Below are 16,540 nucleotides of genomic sequence, written 5' to 3'. Positions count from 1 at the left end.
CAAGAAATCTGTTTACTTTAAAACTTTAATATGATAAAATACAGACATGATTTTTGGAAGGAAAGAGGGAGCATAATGAGCAAGAAACTTAAAACAGAGGCAGTAGATCATCTGTTTGATGCAATTTTATGTCTGCAGAACAGAGAGGAATGTTATACATTTTTTGAGGATGTGTGTACGGTCAATGAATTGCTTTCTTTATCACAGCGATTTGAAGTGGCGGGAATGCTGCGGGATCAGAAGACATACCTTGATATTGCGGAAAAGACGGGGGCGTCTACAGCGACGATCAGCCGTGTCAATCGTTCTTTGAACTATGGAAATGACGGATATGAGATGGTATTCAGCCGTCTGTCACAGAAACATCCGGAACAGGAATAGAAAAAAGGCACGGATGCGTATCTGCATCTGTGCCTGAAAATACAATCATCCGTTTGGATTAAATGGTGTCTTTTTTGGAGGATTCCTTTTTGGAATTCTCTTTTTTATTTGTTTTACTGTTTTGACTGTTGATATTGTCGATAACACTTTCGATAATCATCTTTTTGATGTATACGTCGTAGCTGAGCAGACAGATAAAACTGAAATTCTGCAGAAATTCCTGATCATTTTCCGGAAATTTCCGGAACGTCTCACGGGAGAGTGCATATTTTTTTCCGAGATCTTTTAATAATTTCTCGGACTCGGTGCTCTCTAAATTAAAAACCTCGTTATAGACATCTTCCATATTAAATCCAGCTTTGTTGCCAAAATAATGTTCCGTCAGGGGATTTAACAGGGACTGGATGTCGTTGATGCTGAGCAGATTCTTAAAATAGTAAATGAATAACAGGGTCAGCACATGCTCCTTGGAATATTTTTTCTTCTCCGGGGCAGGGAGCAGATTGTTTTTGGCATAATTGTTGATCATTGTTTTGGTCAGAATTTTATCATCTTCATAGCGTTTGCAGGCTTCTAACTGCTCGTCCATAAAGGTCGTGACCTGATCCATATATAAACCGATATTTGGAATGTCTTCCGTTTTGATGTAATCGATTGAAACCAGTTTCTTCTGCAGTGCAGCAAGAAATTCTTTTACTTCGTTGTCCATATTTTCACCTCATATCACATTATATAGTAATAAAAACTAGATGACAAGGCATTTTCATGCTTTTTTCAAAAAACAAAAGAATGTATGTTCTATTCGGACTATCTATGATATAATGAGACACACGAATAATGAATTATGGAAAGAGACGGAGAAACGATATGAGCTTATTAGATGCACTGAACGAACCACAGCGGCAGGCTGTGATGGCAACCGACGGACCGCTTCTGATTCTGGCAGGTGCCGGGTCCGGAAAAACCAGAGTACTGACACATCGTACGGCATATCTGATTGAGGAATGCGGGGTTAATCCCTACAATATCATGGCAATCACGTTTACCAATAAAGCGGCAGGGGAGATGCGGGAGCGTATTGACCAGATGGTGGGATATGGTTCGGAAAGTATCTGGGTGTGCACATTCCATTCCACCTGTGTGCGTATTTTGCGCAGATATATTGACAGGCTGGGGTTTGGCACCAATTTTACCATCTACGATTCCGATGATCAGAAGACTCTGATGAAGGATATCTGCAAACGTCTGGAAATCGATACGAAAATGTACAAAGAGAAAATGTTTCTTTCTGCTATTTCCTCCGCAAAAGATGAGCTGATCGATCCGATCGAATTTGAGACGCGCGCGGCAGGCGATTATGTGAAACGAAAACAGGCCCAGGTTTACCGGGAATATCAGCAGGCGTTAAAGCAGAATAATGCATTGGATTTTGATGATCTGATCATGAAAACCGTGGAACTGTTCAAACTGGACAAAGAGGTGCTTGCCTCGTATCAGGATCGTTTTCGCTATATTATGGTGGATGAGTATCAGGATACCAATACCGCACAGTTTGAACTGATCCGTCTGCTGGCTTTAAAATACCAGAATCTTTGTGTTGTAGGTGATGATGATCAGTCTATCTATAAGTTCCGGGGAGCGAATATCTACAATATTCTGAATTTTGAACATCATTTTCCGGATGCCACAGTGATCAAACTGGAGCAGAATTACCGGAGCACGCAAAATATTCTGGATGCAGCCAATGCTGTGATTGCCAACAATCAGGGGAGAAAGGAAAAGCGTCTGTGGACGGACAATGGAGCCGGGGACAAGATCACCTTTGAGCAGCTGGATACGGCGGCAGAGGAAGCGGATTTTGTGGCAAGGGATATTGCCCGGCGGGTACGCAAAGGAGAGTATCAGTATAAAGACTGTGCCATTCTCTATCGTACCAATGCACAGTCCCGTCTCTTTGAGGAACGTTTTATTACAGCAAATATTCCATATAAAATTTTTGGCGGCGTAAATTTCTACGCCCGTAAGGAAGTGAAGGATCTGCTGGCATATTTAAAGACCATCGACAATGGGCAGGATGATCTGGCGGTGCGGCGTATCATCAACATCCCAAAACGTGGAATTGGTGCGGCATCGATCAACAAAGTGGCATTGTATGCCCAGGAGCAGGAGATCAGTTTTTATGATGCGCTCTGTGTGGCAGAACAGGTACCGGGGCTGGGCAAAGCGGCAGCAAAGATCCGGCCGTTTGTGTTGTTTATCCAGTCTATGAAAGCAAAGGCAAAGCTGCTTTCCGTGGCAGATCTGCTGCAGGAAGTTATTGAAACGACCGGTTATGTCAGAGAACTCGAAGCAGAGGGAACGGATGAGGCAGAGGCAAGAATCGAAAATATTGACGAATTGATCAGCAAAGCTGTGGATTATGCGGAGGGGGAAGAAGCTCCGACCTTAAACGGCTTTCTGGAAAATGTCGCTCTGGTTGCGGATATTGACAGTTTTGACGAAAACAGTGACTATGTGGTACTTATGACTTTACATAGTGCGAAAGGACTTGAATTTCCGAATGTCTATCTGGCAGGACTTGAGGACGGACTGTTTCCGAGTTATATGTCTATTACGAGTGATAACTCCCAGGCCGAGATCGAGGAAGAACGGCGTCTGGCATATGTGGGAATTACCCGTGCAAAGAAAAATCTGACAATCACTTCCGCGCGTGTGCGCATGGTGCGGGGGCAGACACAGTATGGAAAAGTATCCCGTTTTGTCAGGGAAATTCCGCCGGAACTTCTTTCCGGAAAGATTTATGAGCCAAAGACAAAGGAAGAACCCATCGAACAGTCCACATTTCAGAAGGCGCGTAAGGCATTCCGGACGGTGCCGAGTTATGGTGGAAGCGGATATGGAAAAGAAGTGGGAGAGGGATATGGATCGACCTTCCGTTCCTCCAAAGCCACAAAACCGGTATATACAAAGGTGGAAAACCAGCGTGATTTTGGTTCCGCGGGTGGAGCATTGTCCTATCAGGTGGGAGATCGTGTCCGCCACATTAAATTTGGCGATGGAGAAGTCATGGCAATTGTTTCCGGGGGCAGGGACTATGAAGTGACCGTAGATTTCGACAAAGTCGGAACAAAGAAGATGTTTGCAAGCTTTGCAAAATTAAAAAAGATATGATAAATTTTTTATAAACACAAATTTTTCATAGGAAAACAGGGAAAGATATGCTATAATGGATGTAATTAAAAATGCAGGAAGGAGAAGTGCCATCATGAGTAAAGTAGAAGATATTTTAGCATCTACCAAAGTGGGGGATGTTTTGGATGCAGCAAAGCTTAATAAGTTTTTGAAGAGACAGGAAGAAGAGGAGAAGAAACCTTCCAAATTCGTGATTGTATTCGCCGTGATTGGAATCGTTGTCGCAGTTGCAGCAGCAATCTATGGAATTTATCGTTTCTTTACACCGGATTATCTGGATGATTTTGAGGACGATTTTGAAGATGAGTTCGACAATGACTTCTTCGAGGATGAGGATGATGAGCCGGCTGCAGAGTCTAAGGATGCTTCCGCAGACAAGACAGAGGACTAATCATTGTCGGAAGCGTGAGAACTTTCAGGCAGTTTGAGCGGTGCACAGAAAAAGAAAACCGAACGAAGAAAGAAGGGACTGCAGTTGTGTAGTCCCTTTTTCTGTAAGAAAATAAGATTCAGAATGATGCATGAGGAGTAAAAGAATGAAAAAAGGGCAGATTGCAGAAGGAAACGTAACAACCGTAGAATTCCCGAACAAAGGGATTGTGATGACAGACGAGGGAGAACGCGTCATCGTCAAGAATACCATTCCGGGACAGCGTGTTTCCTTTGCAGTAAATAAGGTACGAAAAGGAAAAGCGGAAGGACGGCTTCTGGAAACCGTGAAGAAATCGCCACGGGAGACCGCAGATACCTGCCGGCATTTCGGACAGTGCGGAGGATGTACGTATCAGAGTCTGCCTTATGAAGAACAGTTAAAGATCAAGGAGACACAGGTACGCGGCATGATAGAGCAGGCGATCGGGGATGCCTGTGCTTATGAGTTTCTGCCAATCAGACACAGTCCGCGTGTGCTTGCTTACCGTAACAAAATGGAATTTTCATTTGGAGATGAATACAAGGACGGACCGCTGGCACTTGGAATGCACAAGCGCGGCAGTTTTTACGATATTGTAACAGTAGAGGACTGCCGGATCGTGGATGGCGATTTCCGTGCGATTCTCATGGCAACGCTCGCTTATTTCAGGGAGCAGGAAATCTTCTTCTATCACAGACTGCGTCATACCGGGTATCTGCGCCATCTTCTTGTGCGAAAGGCAGTAAAGACCGGAGAGATTTTAGTTGATCTGATCACTACGACGCAGGATTGGAGAAATGTACAGGAGCAGGAGCCGGACGAGCGTGCAAAGATAGAGGCTGCATTGCTGGAAAAGCAGGGCAGATGTCCACATGCCGGAACGGTAAACGAAGAAAAAGAAAAGCAGCTTTTAGCCGGATGGAAAGATGTACTTCTGGCACTTTCCCTGGAAGGAACCTTAAAAGGAGTACTCCACACAAAAAATGACAGCGTGGCGGATGTCGTAAAAAACGAAGGAACGGAAGTACTTTTCGGACAGGATTATTTTTATGAGGAGCTGTTGGGACTGCGTTTTCAGATTTCACCGTTTTCTTTTTTCCAGACAAACTCTCTCGGAGCAGAAGTGCTTTATTCCACAGCCCGCGAATTTATCCTCGGGGATAATCCGGACATGCTGGCAGACAAGACCGTTTATGATCTGTACAGCGGTACCGGTACAATCGCACAGATGCTCGCTCCGGTCTGCAAAAAAGTTGTGGGCGTGGAGATCATCGAGGAAGCGGTAGAGGCCGCAAAAGAGAATGCGGCACTCAATCATCTGGACAACTGTGAATTTTTGGCGGGTGATGTCTTAAAAGTGCTCGATACGATTGAGGAACGGCCGGATTATATTGTGCTTGATCCGCCAAGGGATGGTATTCATCCGAAGGCGCTGGAAAAGATTATCAATTATGGTGTAGATCATATGATTTATATTTCGTGTAAGCCGACGAGTCTGGCGCGGGATCTGGAGGTGCTGCTGGCGCGGGGATATGTCGTGGATAAGGTGCAGTGCGTGGATATGTTTCCGAATACCGTGCACGTCGAGACTTGTGTGTTGCTATGCAGAGCCGATACCTAGAAATCCTTGATTTTACGCAGTTTTTCGACCATTTCGTATTTACACCAAATGCAGAAAATGTACTGGAAAAGGAGTTAAAAAAGGAAATTCCAGTAAGTGTAGGAATAGAACTGGTAGTGGTAGATATGTCAAGAAATGCCTAATTTATGGGAAAAATCGCACTTTTGGCTATAAAAAGCTGAAAGTGCTTTTTTTGTACCTTTTTTTAGGCTGAAAAGCCTTGAAAATCGCCAGTATAGGGCAAAAATATATAAAAATTTTTCAATGCACCTGCTTGTAATACTTTCAAAAGTAAAGCTAGATTGTAACCGCACCCTTTTGTATATGCGGTTTATAAGCACGACCTAGACAAGTCGTTAAACTGTCTTTTTTTGTTGCCTAAAAATATGTGTTGACGAAAGGAGTTGTTATCAATGGAACAGGATTTTAAGAAATGGCTGGAAGAACAAACCGCCTGCTGGTATCTGCTGTCAGATAAGCAGTACGAATGGTATCTCAATCAATGGCTGAATGAAATCGAGGACAAACGAAAGGAGCAAAAACATGATGAAATGGTTTAAAAATGTTACTACTGTCGAAGAATTAAGAAAAGAATACAGAAGATTATTAAAGTTGTACCACCCCGATAATGAAAATGGAAGTGTTGAGGTTACACAGGAAATCAATGCTGAATATGACCGCTTATTTGCCATTTTAAGCAAAGAAACACAGTCAGATAACAATCCACATACCTATAACACAGATGATGAAAATAAGGCATTTAAAGAGGTATTAAACAGTATTATCCATATCAATGCAGATATAGAAATTATAGGCTCTTGGTTATGGGTTCATGGCGGTTATGAATATCGTGAGTTATTGAAATCAACAGGCTTTAAATACGCTCCTAAGAAGAAAAGCTGGTGCTGGCACTACGGAGAATACAGGCGATACCACAATAAAGAAGTCTCTCTTGCTGAAATCCGCATGAAATACGGAAGCCAATCTGTAAGCCATAAATCTAAGCAATATGTACTGAATTAAGGAAAGGAAGTGTTTTATATGTGTATGATGAATTATAAGTCTGTAAGCGAATATAACAGTCCTTGTAGTAGTTGCCCCGAATATCTCAATAGCTGTATGCCGATTGTTACAAATGGTTTTCTAATCGAATGTGACCTGTGCTATTGTGAATGGTGCAGTTGTTATGATGATTGTATGAATGGGGGTGTTGATGATGAAGCTAGTAAATTATGATGAACGAACCTTGATTTTGCAAAATCTAAGACCAGTTACAAGACAAATGAATAAAACATACACTAAGGCTCAATATCGTATTCTGTGCAATCTGATTAGGCAGAAACGAATTACAGAGCCTTTTTTCATGCTTGTATTATCGTCCCTTTATGGATTAAATGACTGGAAACAGCTAAATTACAATCAAATGTACCTGTTAATACACATTTTAACTTTTTACGATTATACGAAAGCGAGGTTATAACCATGAATGATTTATTAAAGAAAATCTATAGTGAGATACTTATTTACGAAGAAGATATTATATCCATAAATAAATCTACAGATGAAAAAGTAGCGGAACTGACCGCCCCTTATCAACAGAAATTATCTGATGATGAAATGGAACAGCTAAAATCACTGCTATATGCTATATCCCTGTCAGCGGAACAGACTGGATTTGAAGTTGGTGTTAGATTTGCGGTACAACTGCTGATAAAGCTTTTATAGCACCTTGGCGATTCGGAGAAGTGTTTCCTGCTTCTCTTTTTTCATGCCCTTTACCATATTTAAGAGTTCTTTTTCTATAACAGAGGTCGGATTGTGGTATTCATTTTCCAGCAGATAATCAACAGTAACCCCTAAGGCATTACATATCTGAACTAGCAGAGTAAGGCTGACCTTGACTTTGTTCGTCTCGATATTGCTGATATGACTAACATTTACACCTGTCTTATTTGCTAAGTATTCTTGTGTTAAGTGATTATCCGTTCTGACCTCTTTAATCCTCTGACCGATAAAATCAAAATCAAGTTCTTTCATCAAAACCACACCTCTAATCCTATTTTGAACTTAATGTAATTGTAATATTTATCTAGTTAGAGTATAATAATCCATAACTATAAAAATTCTAGCATTACATAACAAGGAGGATGCTTATGAAACAAATGAAAAAACTATTATGTGGATTACTGATGGTCTGCATGGTGCTTACTGGAATCGGTATTATGCCACAGACCGTACAGGCAAAAACAGCCAGTGGAAATGATGGAGAAATCCACTGGGAAATCAAAGGTGACACATTAACACTTAGTGCTGTAAAAGGTACGAAAGGCAGGATGAATAATTATGGACATTACTGGGATGAGAGAACACAACAGAGTATCGAGTATCCAGATGCTCCCTGGGAAAAATCCAGTTCTATGAAAAATGTTAAAAATATAATACTAAAAAATGGTATAACTTCATTAGGAAATATGGCATTTACATATAATACATCTGTTCAGAAAATGACAATCGCAGGAACTGTTAAAAAAATCCCTTCCACTTTTTGCTGGGATGCCAAAATTGACAGCGTGGTCTTTTATGATGGTGTAGAAGAAATATCAGATGGCGCATTTATGAACAGCAGAATTTATAATGTCATATTACCAAAGAGCATCACAAAAATAGACATATACGCATTTTGTACGGTTGCGGATGGTTTAAGTACGTATTTATCAGATGTATATGGATATAGTTCCTCTGTTGCATATAACTTTGTCAAAAAGTATAATAAATTGGCAACTGAAACATATCAGAACGGATGGAGTTCTGAGGGAGAAGGTATATGGGTAATATTAGATAAGAATGGGAATGAATCCAAAGCTATTAAATTTCATAAGCTTAATGCATCATCTATTTTTTCCAAAGCAAAAGCTCCATCCTCATTCTCTGTAAATAAAGGCAAGAGCAAGGCTTTAAAAATCACATTACCTGCTGGATTTACACAGGTGGCAAAATATACTGGTAGTCCTGCTGATGTAAAGGTAACATTCAAATCCAGCAATCCAAAAGTTGCAACCGTATCATCTAGTGGTAAAGTAGCTGGAAAGAAAAAAGGTACAGCCAAAATCAGTATATCTATGCAGATAAAAAATGGAGCAAAGAAAACATTAACTACTAAGGTTACTGTAAAATAAATATCCATGATACATGAGCAATACCAGCTTTACCATCATGTATCAGATAATTTAACATCAAAATGTAACATATGGGAGATACTTCATCATCGGGGTATCTCCTTTTGTTGTGTCTAGGGGAATTATTTCACATAAAAATAATGTTTTATACCTACAATTCTCATGATTTCATTAAAAATATATACAGGCAATATTTATAAAGTGCTATGCTTCCTTGAATTTTATCCATTTATCTTCAATAGTTTTAGAGGTAAATTTTGTTTCTGTAATCCATGCCTTAAATCCATCTATGTCTTCTTTACTTTTGAAGTCATTATATTTTTGCCCACAGTCAGTAGACCAGTCGCTATAAAGATTAAGTAAGAATTTTTCATCATACTTATTTTTATTCTTGTAATATTGTATCTGCTTATGTTGTTTATCCCTTGCCTTATTCCTTACTTTTACATATTCATCATTGGGAGAAATATGCATGATGTCAGCACAGGTTTTTCTATCATTTCTAGGAAGCTGACAGTATTTATCACTTTTTCTTGTTGGAAGATATAGCCGACCACAGCAGTCACATTCTTTTACAGTTTTTGAAGAACGCTCTAAATACATCTTCAAATCCAGCAAAAGATAATCTGAAATGGTATTCAGATAATAGACTGGCAGTTCCATATGTAAAAGCTGTGAATTTATTTCAAATACATCAGCTTCTTTTATTAACGGAGTTAAATCCGAGGTGTCACGCTTTAATACCTTTTTAATTAAATCTTGTGCTGTTGAACTGGAAAATATAAAAGGAACACATTTATTTATGTCTGTAATTTCAAAATGTTCAGCTTCAATCATATTTAATATTTCAGTAACTATGAGTTCAGTAACCATATTAGCCTGTTCGGTATGCAGATAACCTTTTGAAGAATATGATATGTAAAAACTAATTTTTGAGTAAAGAGAATTTAAAAGTGCTTCCGTGTCATCAGGATTGAAAGCTTTATCAAAATATTGGCTTATAACAGTAGAAACCATTTTATTAAATTCTTTATAGTCTATATTGATTAGTGTAAGTGTCAATGATCCATATGGAATGGTTTCATCTTCTGATTGATTTAATAGAGTGAAGCCTGTTCCTATGTCTAATATTGCAAATCCGAGCGAGTTATCATTCATAAGTATTGTTCTCCTTAAATTCTCTATGCATTGAAAACTAAAAATAAAAGTATAGATATAGTTTGGACTTAAGTGTACCACAGATGGTAACATTATCTCAAGCAGAAACAACACCAACAGCAATATATAAGGCTAGCTAACTGTTGAAGTATCTGCTGATAATAAATTACATGGAGGAAATCAAGATATGAATAATCAACAGATTAAAGCAGTCATGTGTGATAACAATATTTATATGTGGCAGGTAGCAAAGAAGCTGAATGTTAATGAAACATCATTCTGCAAATGGTTTCGAGAGGAGTTATCAGAAGAAAGAAAACAGCAGGTCATGTCAGCGATTGAAGAAATTAAGTTAGACAGACTGAAAGAACAGAAATAATGATGAACAGTTATATTATGTCCTTCGGAGCAGGTATAGCAAGTTCCGACTGACAGCAACAGCAATAACTATTGCATAGGTTATAAGCTCTCAATAAGCGTAAAATCAAGGATTTTCCACTTATTGAGGGTAGACCTAGGATAAATTTTACGTTGATGTATAGACATAATATAAGTCATTTGCAGGAGGGTTGATTTGCATACTTTTGAGTTAAACAGCAACATATCTCCAACCGCTTATAGATACCTGCATGATAATCTTCCGCATCTTTCTAAGGTAAGTAATTATGTGGAGCGAACCAATTATTACTCTGCTAAAGGTATCATGCAGATTGAATTAAGAACATATAAGTATGTAAAGTATGGTGTGGTAATGGAACGTTATTATGTTGTGCTTCGGTGTAATCCGTCAATCATCATGGGCGATAGCAAAGTATTTTTAGTGGATTTAACAAGGTACGCCCCTGCTGATATTTTAGACAGATTATTAAAGCGGATATATGAGATTAACGAGTTTCGTTATATCCGACTGGATAAACAGCCATTGTCATTGTTTCTGACGAACAGAGCAGATATAGCAGAGGACATACAGGCTGATTTTCCACAGCTTGTAGTATGGCTTTGTAATATGTCTTTCCCTTATGGTTATCGCAATATGAAGCGTACAGGCATTGCTAAGGACATAGACAGTTTATATATTGAAAGCTGTTGTTTTTCCAATGGTTCGAGAGCTTTTAACATTTATCACAAGTGGATTGCTTTGATAAATACAGGGAAAGAGATACCAACAGAGGAGCAGGAGCAGATACAGCGAACAGTCAGACTGGAAGCACAGATTAAAAAGCAGGGTATCTATAACATGAAGTTACCGACCAAACGCTCAATAGAACCATTTTTGGAAAAGGACTTCTGCCATGAGTATCTAAAGAAAGAAATCCGTAACATATTCGGCATAGAAAAATATGTGAGCAGGAGCAAAGCGGTTGAGTTGATTAACAACAGTTCCTATAAACCATATGATAAGGCGGTTATGGTATCCATTATTGATATGATACAGCATTTCAAAGGTCTGTATGAACTTGAAAAAGCGATTGCAGACACTAATATATATACACCGCCACAATATAGAAATATAAGGTCATTTAAAGAGCGTTGGTTAAAGAAATTTAAGCATTTAGGCATACAGCCTGTTATTATTCCCGATAGTATGGGGATTGATGAAGTACCAAGTATTTATAATTTATTGATAAAAGAAAGGGAGGAAAATTATGAATAGAGAAAAAAGATATGATACCAAATCGGTAAAGGAAATGTTATTGAATAACGCGAGATATGCGTGTTTTGCATTAGGAAGAGCAAACAGTGAAAACACTATATTGGAAGAAGAATTGATTATAAAAGCTATGGATGAGGTGTTAGAAAAGGACACAGGAAGTGAAGAACAATTTAAAAAGTTATTAGGGTTATCGTATATGTTACGTGGAATTACAGATAATCTTCGCTTATTCGATAGCGGGTCTAAACAGATTGAGTTTAACGAAAAAGAAGAACCATTTTAATATCATAGAAAGTTGGTAAATTTATGAAGAATGAAAAATTATTGCAGTACAGCAAAGAATTATCTTTGCTGTCACAGTTATTGCAAAGCAAGTTAATAACAGAAACCGAGTATCAGAAAATTAAAAACAAACTGATGAATGAATACGGCATTATATCGGATATAACAGCTATGACAGCCTAAAACAAGGCTTCATATAAATTACTATATTATAATTATAGGAGGTACAAGACTATGACAAATCCAACAGTACAGGTTCGTAAAGCAACTAAACAGACAGTAAATAGAAGAAAGGGTGTTCATTTGAACACTCTTAGGGTAGCGGCTTATGCAAGAGTATCAACAGATAGTGAGGAACAGCTTGAAAGCTACCAGTCACAGGTAAAATATTATACGGAGCTTATCAGCAATAATCCCGAATGGCAGTTTGTAGGTGTATATGCTGATGAAGCAATAACAGGAACACAGACCACCAAGAGAGAGGATTTTAACCGTATGGTTAACGATTGTATGAATGGAGATATAGATTTGATTATTGTAAAATCCATATCCCGATTTGCAAGGAATACAGTTGATACCTTACAGTATGTGCGAGCCTTAAAGGAAAAGAGCGTTGCAGTCATGTTTGAGGAAGAAAATATCAACACGCTCACTATGGATGGAGAATTATTACTTACAATCCTTAGTTCTGTTGCACAGCAGGAAGTACAGAATATTTCTGAACATGTAAAGTTAGGTCTTTCCATGAAAATGCAGAGAGGGGAAATGGTTGGTTTTAATGGCTGTCTTGGTTATGACTATAATAAAGAAGATAAAACCATTACAGTCAATGAAAAAGAAGCCGAAGCGGTACGCTACATATTCAACAGATATGTTGAGGGTGCAGGCGGTAAAGTCATAGCAAGAGAATTAAAAAATCTTGGATATAAAAATAAGCGTGGCGAAAGCAGTTTCAGTGAGCATGGTGTTATCGGTATTATCAAGAATGAGAAATACAAAGGCGATTTACTTATGGGAAAGACATTTACAGTTGACCCGATTACCAAACGCAGACTTGATAATATGGGAGAAGCTGACCAGTATTATACAGAAAATCATCATGAAGCCATTGTAAGCAGAGAATTGTGGGATAAAGCAAACGAGATATTAAATAAGCGTAAAGGTTCACATTCAAGAAGCAATGGTAAGCGAGATAAATACAGCAGACAGTATTCTTTTAGCTGTTTATTGAAATGTGGTTTTTGTGGTGGAAATCTCACAAGAAGAACATGGAACTCACGAACAGATTACAAAAAGACAATATGGCAATGTGTAACTGCTACAAAACATGGCAAGAAAGAGTGTCCGTACTGCAAAGGAGTACCCGAAGCACTTATTGAAGAAGCATTTGTAAGAGCATATAACGCATTATGTACTTATGACGGAGAATTTATTGACGGATTTTTGGAGCATGTCAGAGCAGGATTACAAAATAATGATACTGACAGAGAATTGAAAAAACTTAATAAAAAGATTACACGTTTGAAAGAACGCAAGAGCAGTCTTGTAGATATGCGTTTAGATGATAAGATTGATGAAGAAATTTATCAAATCAAAGTAACAGAAATCAATGAGAAAATGGACGGATTGTTATTGCAGAAGCAGTCATTAAAAGATAAAATGCAAGACCAGCAGGACATTAACAAGCGATTGACGGAATTTCAGAATATCATAAGTAAGCATGAAATTTTACAGAAGTTTGACCGCCATGTATTTGAAAGTATCATTGACAGGGTTATAGTTGGAGAAAAAGCGGAGAATGGAGAAATCAATCCATATAAGTTGAAATTTATATTTAAAACAGGATATGAAAAAGATGAGGTTGCAAGTTCGCAACCTTTTTCTTTTGCAAATTCATGTTCCAATGGTAACAACGATTGTGATATAATTTCTCTACAAGGCGACAACGATACATGTGGAGACTGTGGTAGGACTACACAGAAAGGATATGTAGAAATCCTTGAATTTACGCACTTTGTAGAGTTTTTCAGCTTCAACAGGATTGCTGAAAATCACAAGGAAAAAGAGCTTGTGAGGAAGGTGACTGTTGTTGTAGCGTTAGACCTCGGTTGTGGGAACACAAAGAATTCTGAATATGAAAGTAAATAGAGAACTATCAGATATGTTGATAGAACGTAGGGATACTTGAAAGAGTGTCCCTATTTTTTATATTAGGGCATTCCATTAGGAGTGCCTTTTTCAATTCAATTTAAAAGGAGGTTCACTATGAACAACACAGCGTTAGGAGCAGAAAACAAAAAGGAACAGACAATCAATTTTATCAGCGAAGCACATGAAAAATTCTACTATGAAAAATTAAAAGAGGTACGCTATCAGGATGTGTACCACAAGGCACTTTGCTATTGCCTTGGTATCAGCGATGATACGAGAAGAAATGTTGATAGCATCTATGATTTTAAGACGGGATGTGTAAAAACTGAGTGTCTGCATGAAGGCTGGCAGACCAGTGGCAGTATGAAGGTGGTGCGAATGGCATTTAACCTGTATTGCAATGGCACACCGAGTGTAGATGATTACACAAAAACAGAGGAACAGGTAAACGAGTGCAGGCAGTATACAGTGGAGGATTTGTTCTGCTGTGCCTATGCACCTTTCTTTTGGCAGGCGATACAGATCCGCTATCCGGAGTATGCGACTTATAACCGGGAACTGTATGCCTTATTTGGAGGAGCAGACTAATGTTAAAAGTCAGATTGATGGGAACGAAGAATGACATTGTGTGGTTTCAGAAAATCTTACAGCGTCATCCAAAAGTAGAAGTTCTGGAGATATCAGAGCTTTATAGCAATAAAGGGACAAACAAATATTACAGAGCTTATGCGGAAGTGCAGAAAAGCAATGTAAAGAGCAGCAGATAAAAGCAAAATAGTAGAGAATAGGAGAATTTATCATGTGTAAAGTAATAGCAATCGCAAATCAGAAGGGTGGAGTTGGAAAGACCACCACAACAAGCAATTTAGGAATCGGACTGGCAAAACAGGGAAAGAAAGTTTTACTGATAGATGCAGATGCACAGGGCAGTCTTACGGCAAGTCTTGGTATTCGGGAGCCGGACAGACTGGAAATTACACTTGCAACCATTATGGCATCCATTATCAATGATGAGGAAATAAAACCGGAGTACGGCATTTTAAGACATGAGGAGGGGGTGGATTTCATGCCGGGAAATATCGAGCTTTCCGGTTTGGAAACCTCACTTGTGAATGTTATGAGCAGGGAGACGGTGCTTCGTACCTACATAGAACAACAGAAAGACCGCTATGATTACATTCTGATTGACTGTATGCCATCACTCGGCATGATTACGATAAATGCTTTTACCAGTGCGGACAGTATCTTGATTCCAGTACAAGCAGCGTATCTGCCGGTAAAAGGTCTGGAACAGCTGATTAAAACTATTGGAAAAGTAAAGAGACAGATCAATCCGAAACTGGAGATTGAGGGAATTTTGCTTACAATGGTTGATAATCGTACCAATTATGCCAGAGACATCAGCAATCTGCTGATTGAAAATTATGGAAGCAGAGTGCGGATATTTGAAAACAGTATTCCAATGTCAGTAAGAGCTGCGGAAATTTCTGCGGAAGGTGTAAGCATTTATAAGCACGATCCGAATGGCAAGGTAGCAAGTGCCTACCAATCACTGACGGAGGAGGTGCTTGGCAATGAGTAAGACAGGAAGTGCTGCAAAGGTAAAGTTAAACAGCTTTGATGATTTATTTGGAACGGAGCAGCCACAGACAGGAACAGAGCAGGTACAGGAAATCGCATTGTCAGAACTGCATGAGTTCAAAGGACACCCGTTTAAGGTACTGGATGATGAAAAGATGCAGGAAACGGTGGAAAGCATCAGAGAGCATGGAGTATTGATGCCAGGCATTGCCAGACCAATGAAAGATGGCGGCTATGAGATTATTGCCGGACATCGCAGGAGACACGCCTGTGAGCTTGTCGGACTTACTACAATGCCGATGTTCATCCGTGATTATACGGATGATGAAGCTATAATTATCATGGTGGACAGCAATATTCAGAGGGAAGATATTCTTCCGAGTGAAAAGGCAAAAGCTTATTTTATGAAATATGAAGCTGTAAAACATCAGGGTAAAAAAGGAAAAGGCAACAGTCTGGATGAGGTTGGGGAAACTGCAGGAGAGAGTGCAAAAACAGTACAAAGATATATTTACCTTGCTCACTTATCGGATGCACTTTTAGATATGGTCGATAAAAAGAAAATTGGAATCGTGCAGGGTGTAGAGCTGTCATTTCTGACAGAACAGCAACAGGAGTGGGTGCAAGTTGTTCTTGAAGAAACAGGGGTGATCATTTCAACAGTACAGGCATCAAGGCTGAAGGAGTATGGAAAAAGTGATGAACTGACATTACCGATGGTAAGGCTGATCCTGACAGAACCGAAACCGATAGAGCGAAAAGTAACCATCAAGGCAGACAAAATCAGCAGATATTTTCCAGAAGATTATTCCAATGAGCAGATTGAAAATGTTATCTATCAGCTATTGGATGAGTGGAATAGTTCAAACAGTGAGAAATAATAGGTAATTGCGAAACAAGTTCGCAATCCTGATTAAAAATGCGGTAAGAAT

Annotated in this window: 21 protein-coding genes; 18 read left to right on the top strand and 3 right to left on the bottom strand. The window is 39.0% G+C overall.

Annotation, left to right across the window (positions count from 1 at the left end; all coding sequences use genetic code 11):
- The first annotated feature begins 75 nt into the window (after positions 1 to 75).
- Positions 76 to 381 carry a YerC/YecD family TrpR-related protein gene (locus DXD06_RS08555; RefSeq protein WP_022046008.1) on the top strand — a complete coding sequence of 102 codons (306 nt, stop codon included), beginning with the start codon at positions 76 to 78 and terminating at the stop codon, positions 379 to 381.
- Positions 382 to 439: 58 nt separating this feature from the next.
- Here DXD06_RS08555 and DXD06_RS08550 read toward each other — a convergent pair whose 3' ends face one another.
- Positions 440 to 1,090 (bottom strand): DUF1836 domain-containing protein, encoded by a 651-nt coding sequence (locus tag DXD06_RS08550; protein WP_117831357.1) that lies wholly within the window; start codon positions 1,088 to 1,090, stop codon positions 440 to 442.
- Positions 1,091 to 1,248: 158 nt separating this feature from the next.
- Here DXD06_RS08550 and pcrA point away from each other — a divergent pair, with 158 nt between their 5' ends.
- The 7 genes from pcrA to DXD06_RS08520 all read left to right on the top strand — a co-directional run bounded on the left by pcrA (position 1,249) and on the right by DXD06_RS08520 (position 7,331).
- Positions 1,249 to 3,552 (top strand): DNA helicase PcrA, encoded by a 2,304-nt coding sequence (gene pcrA, locus DXD06_RS08545; protein ID WP_117831356.1) that lies wholly within the window; start codon positions 1,249 to 1,251, stop codon positions 3,550 to 3,552.
- 94 nt (positions 3,553 to 3,646) lie between these two features.
- Complete coding sequence (locus DXD06_RS08540) at positions 3,647 to 3,964, top strand: hypothetical protein (RefSeq protein WP_022046011.1); 318 nt, start codon at positions 3,647 to 3,649, stop codon at positions 3,962 to 3,964.
- A 145-nt stretch (positions 3,965 to 4,109) separates the two neighbouring features.
- A complete protein-coding gene (gene rlmD / locus DXD06_RS08535; protein ID WP_117831355.1) occupies positions 4,110 to 5,606 on the top strand; it encodes a 23S rRNA (uracil(1939)-C(5))-methyltransferase RlmD in 1,497 nt (498 codons plus the stop codon).
- On the top strand, positions 5,588 to 5,749 hold the full coding sequence (locus DXD06_RS17245; RefSeq protein ID WP_199535204.1) for a hypothetical protein: 162 nt from the start codon (positions 5,588 to 5,590) through the stop codon (positions 5,747 to 5,749). The genes rlmD and DXD06_RS17245 overlap by 19 nt, the downstream gene beginning before the upstream one ends.
- A gap of 270 nt (positions 5,750 to 6,019) precedes the next feature.
- Complete coding sequence (locus DXD06_RS17070; protein ID WP_158569506.1) at positions 6,020 to 6,166, top strand: hypothetical protein; 147 nt, start codon at positions 6,020 to 6,022, stop codon at positions 6,164 to 6,166.
- Positions 6,150 to 6,629, top strand: coding sequence for a J domain-containing protein (locus tag DXD06_RS08530; RefSeq protein ID WP_117831354.1), 480 nt, complete (start codon positions 6,150 to 6,152; stop codon positions 6,627 to 6,629). The genes DXD06_RS17070 and DXD06_RS08530 overlap by 17 nt, the downstream gene beginning before the upstream one ends.
- Before the next feature lie 459 nt (positions 6,630 to 7,088).
- Positions 7,089 to 7,331: a hypothetical protein gene (locus DXD06_RS08520; protein ID WP_117831352.1), complete on the top strand. Its 243-nt coding sequence runs from the start codon at positions 7,089 to 7,091 to the stop codon at positions 7,329 to 7,331.
- On the opposite strand, the gene DXD06_RS08515 is transcribed toward DXD06_RS08520, so the two are convergent.
- The gene (locus DXD06_RS08515) at positions 7,326 to 7,643 is read right to left on the bottom strand and encodes a helix-turn-helix domain-containing protein (protein WP_117831351.1); all 318 of its coding nucleotides are present in this window, start codon (positions 7,641 to 7,643) and stop codon (positions 7,326 to 7,328) included. The genes DXD06_RS08520 and DXD06_RS08515 overlap by 6 nt on opposite strands.
- A 116-nt stretch (positions 7,644 to 7,759) precedes the next feature.
- Here DXD06_RS08515 and DXD06_RS17495 point away from each other — a divergent pair, with 116 nt between their 5' ends.
- Complete coding sequence (locus tag DXD06_RS17495; RefSeq protein ID WP_243000961.1) at positions 7,760 to 8,782, top strand: leucine-rich repeat protein; 1,023 nt, start codon at positions 7,760 to 7,762, stop codon at positions 8,780 to 8,782.
- A gap of 204 nt (positions 8,783 to 8,986) precedes the next feature.
- Here DXD06_RS17495 and DXD06_RS08505 read toward each other — a convergent pair whose 3' ends face one another.
- The gene (locus tag DXD06_RS08505) at positions 8,987 to 9,940 is read right to left on the bottom strand and encodes a hypothetical protein (protein WP_117831350.1); all 954 of its coding nucleotides are present in this window, start codon (positions 9,938 to 9,940) and stop codon (positions 8,987 to 8,989) included.
- Between the two features lie 187 nt (positions 9,941 to 10,127).
- Between DXD06_RS08505 and DXD06_RS08500 the strand changes: the two genes are divergently transcribed.
- From DXD06_RS08500 to DXD06_RS08460, 9 genes are all read left to right on the top strand, one after another.
- A complete protein-coding gene (locus DXD06_RS08500) occupies positions 10,128 to 10,319 on the top strand; it encodes a hypothetical protein (RefSeq protein ID WP_117831349.1) in 192 nt (63 codons plus the stop codon).
- A 195-nt stretch (positions 10,320 to 10,514) separates the two neighbouring features.
- A complete protein-coding gene (locus tag DXD06_RS08495; RefSeq protein WP_117831348.1) occupies positions 10,515 to 11,594 on the top strand; it encodes a hypothetical protein in 1,080 nt (359 codons plus the stop codon).
- Positions 11,587 to 11,877: a hypothetical protein gene (locus tag DXD06_RS08490; protein WP_117831347.1), complete on the top strand. Its 291-nt coding sequence runs from the start codon at positions 11,587 to 11,589 to the stop codon at positions 11,875 to 11,877. Before DXD06_RS08495 ends, DXD06_RS08490 begins: the two co-directional genes overlap by 8 nt.
- A 23-nt stretch (positions 11,878 to 11,900) precedes the next feature.
- Positions 11,901 to 12,059 carry an SHOCT domain-containing protein gene (locus tag DXD06_RS17490; RefSeq protein WP_117831346.1) on the top strand — a complete coding sequence of 53 codons (159 nt, stop codon included), beginning with the start codon at positions 11,901 to 11,903 and terminating at the stop codon, positions 12,057 to 12,059.
- 51 nt (positions 12,060 to 12,110) lie between these two features.
- Positions 12,111 to 14,024 (top strand): recombinase family protein, encoded by a 1,914-nt coding sequence (locus tag DXD06_RS08480; RefSeq protein ID WP_117831345.1) that lies wholly within the window; start codon positions 12,111 to 12,113, stop codon positions 14,022 to 14,024.
- A gap of 117 nt (positions 14,025 to 14,141) precedes the next feature.
- Positions 14,142 to 14,615, top strand: coding sequence for a DUF6075 family protein (locus DXD06_RS08475; protein WP_117831344.1), 474 nt, complete (start codon positions 14,142 to 14,144; stop codon positions 14,613 to 14,615).
- Positions 14,615 to 14,794, top strand: coding sequence for a hypothetical protein (locus DXD06_RS08470; protein WP_015516251.1), 180 nt, complete (start codon positions 14,615 to 14,617; stop codon positions 14,792 to 14,794). The genes DXD06_RS08475 and DXD06_RS08470 overlap by 1 nt, the downstream gene beginning before the upstream one ends.
- A gap of 32 nt (positions 14,795 to 14,826) precedes the next feature.
- The gene (locus tag DXD06_RS08465; protein ID WP_117831343.1) at positions 14,827 to 15,609 is read left to right on the top strand and encodes a ParA family protein; all 783 of its coding nucleotides are present in this window, start codon (positions 14,827 to 14,829) and stop codon (positions 15,607 to 15,609) included.
- Positions 15,602 to 16,489, top strand: a complete 888-nt coding sequence (locus tag DXD06_RS08460; RefSeq protein WP_117831342.1) for a ParB/RepB/Spo0J family partition protein — start codon at positions 15,602 to 15,604, stop codon at positions 16,487 to 16,489. The genes DXD06_RS08465 and DXD06_RS08460 overlap by 8 nt, the downstream gene beginning before the upstream one ends.
- Positions 16,490 to 16,540 lie beyond the last annotated feature (51 nt).

The sequence above is a fragment of the Roseburia sp. TF10-5 genome (assembly GCF_003462365.1).
Classification (GTDB): Bacteria; Bacillota; Clostridia; order Lachnospirales; family Lachnospiraceae; genus Roseburia; species Roseburia faecis.
This window is presented reverse-complemented; position numbering and strand designations above follow the sequence as displayed.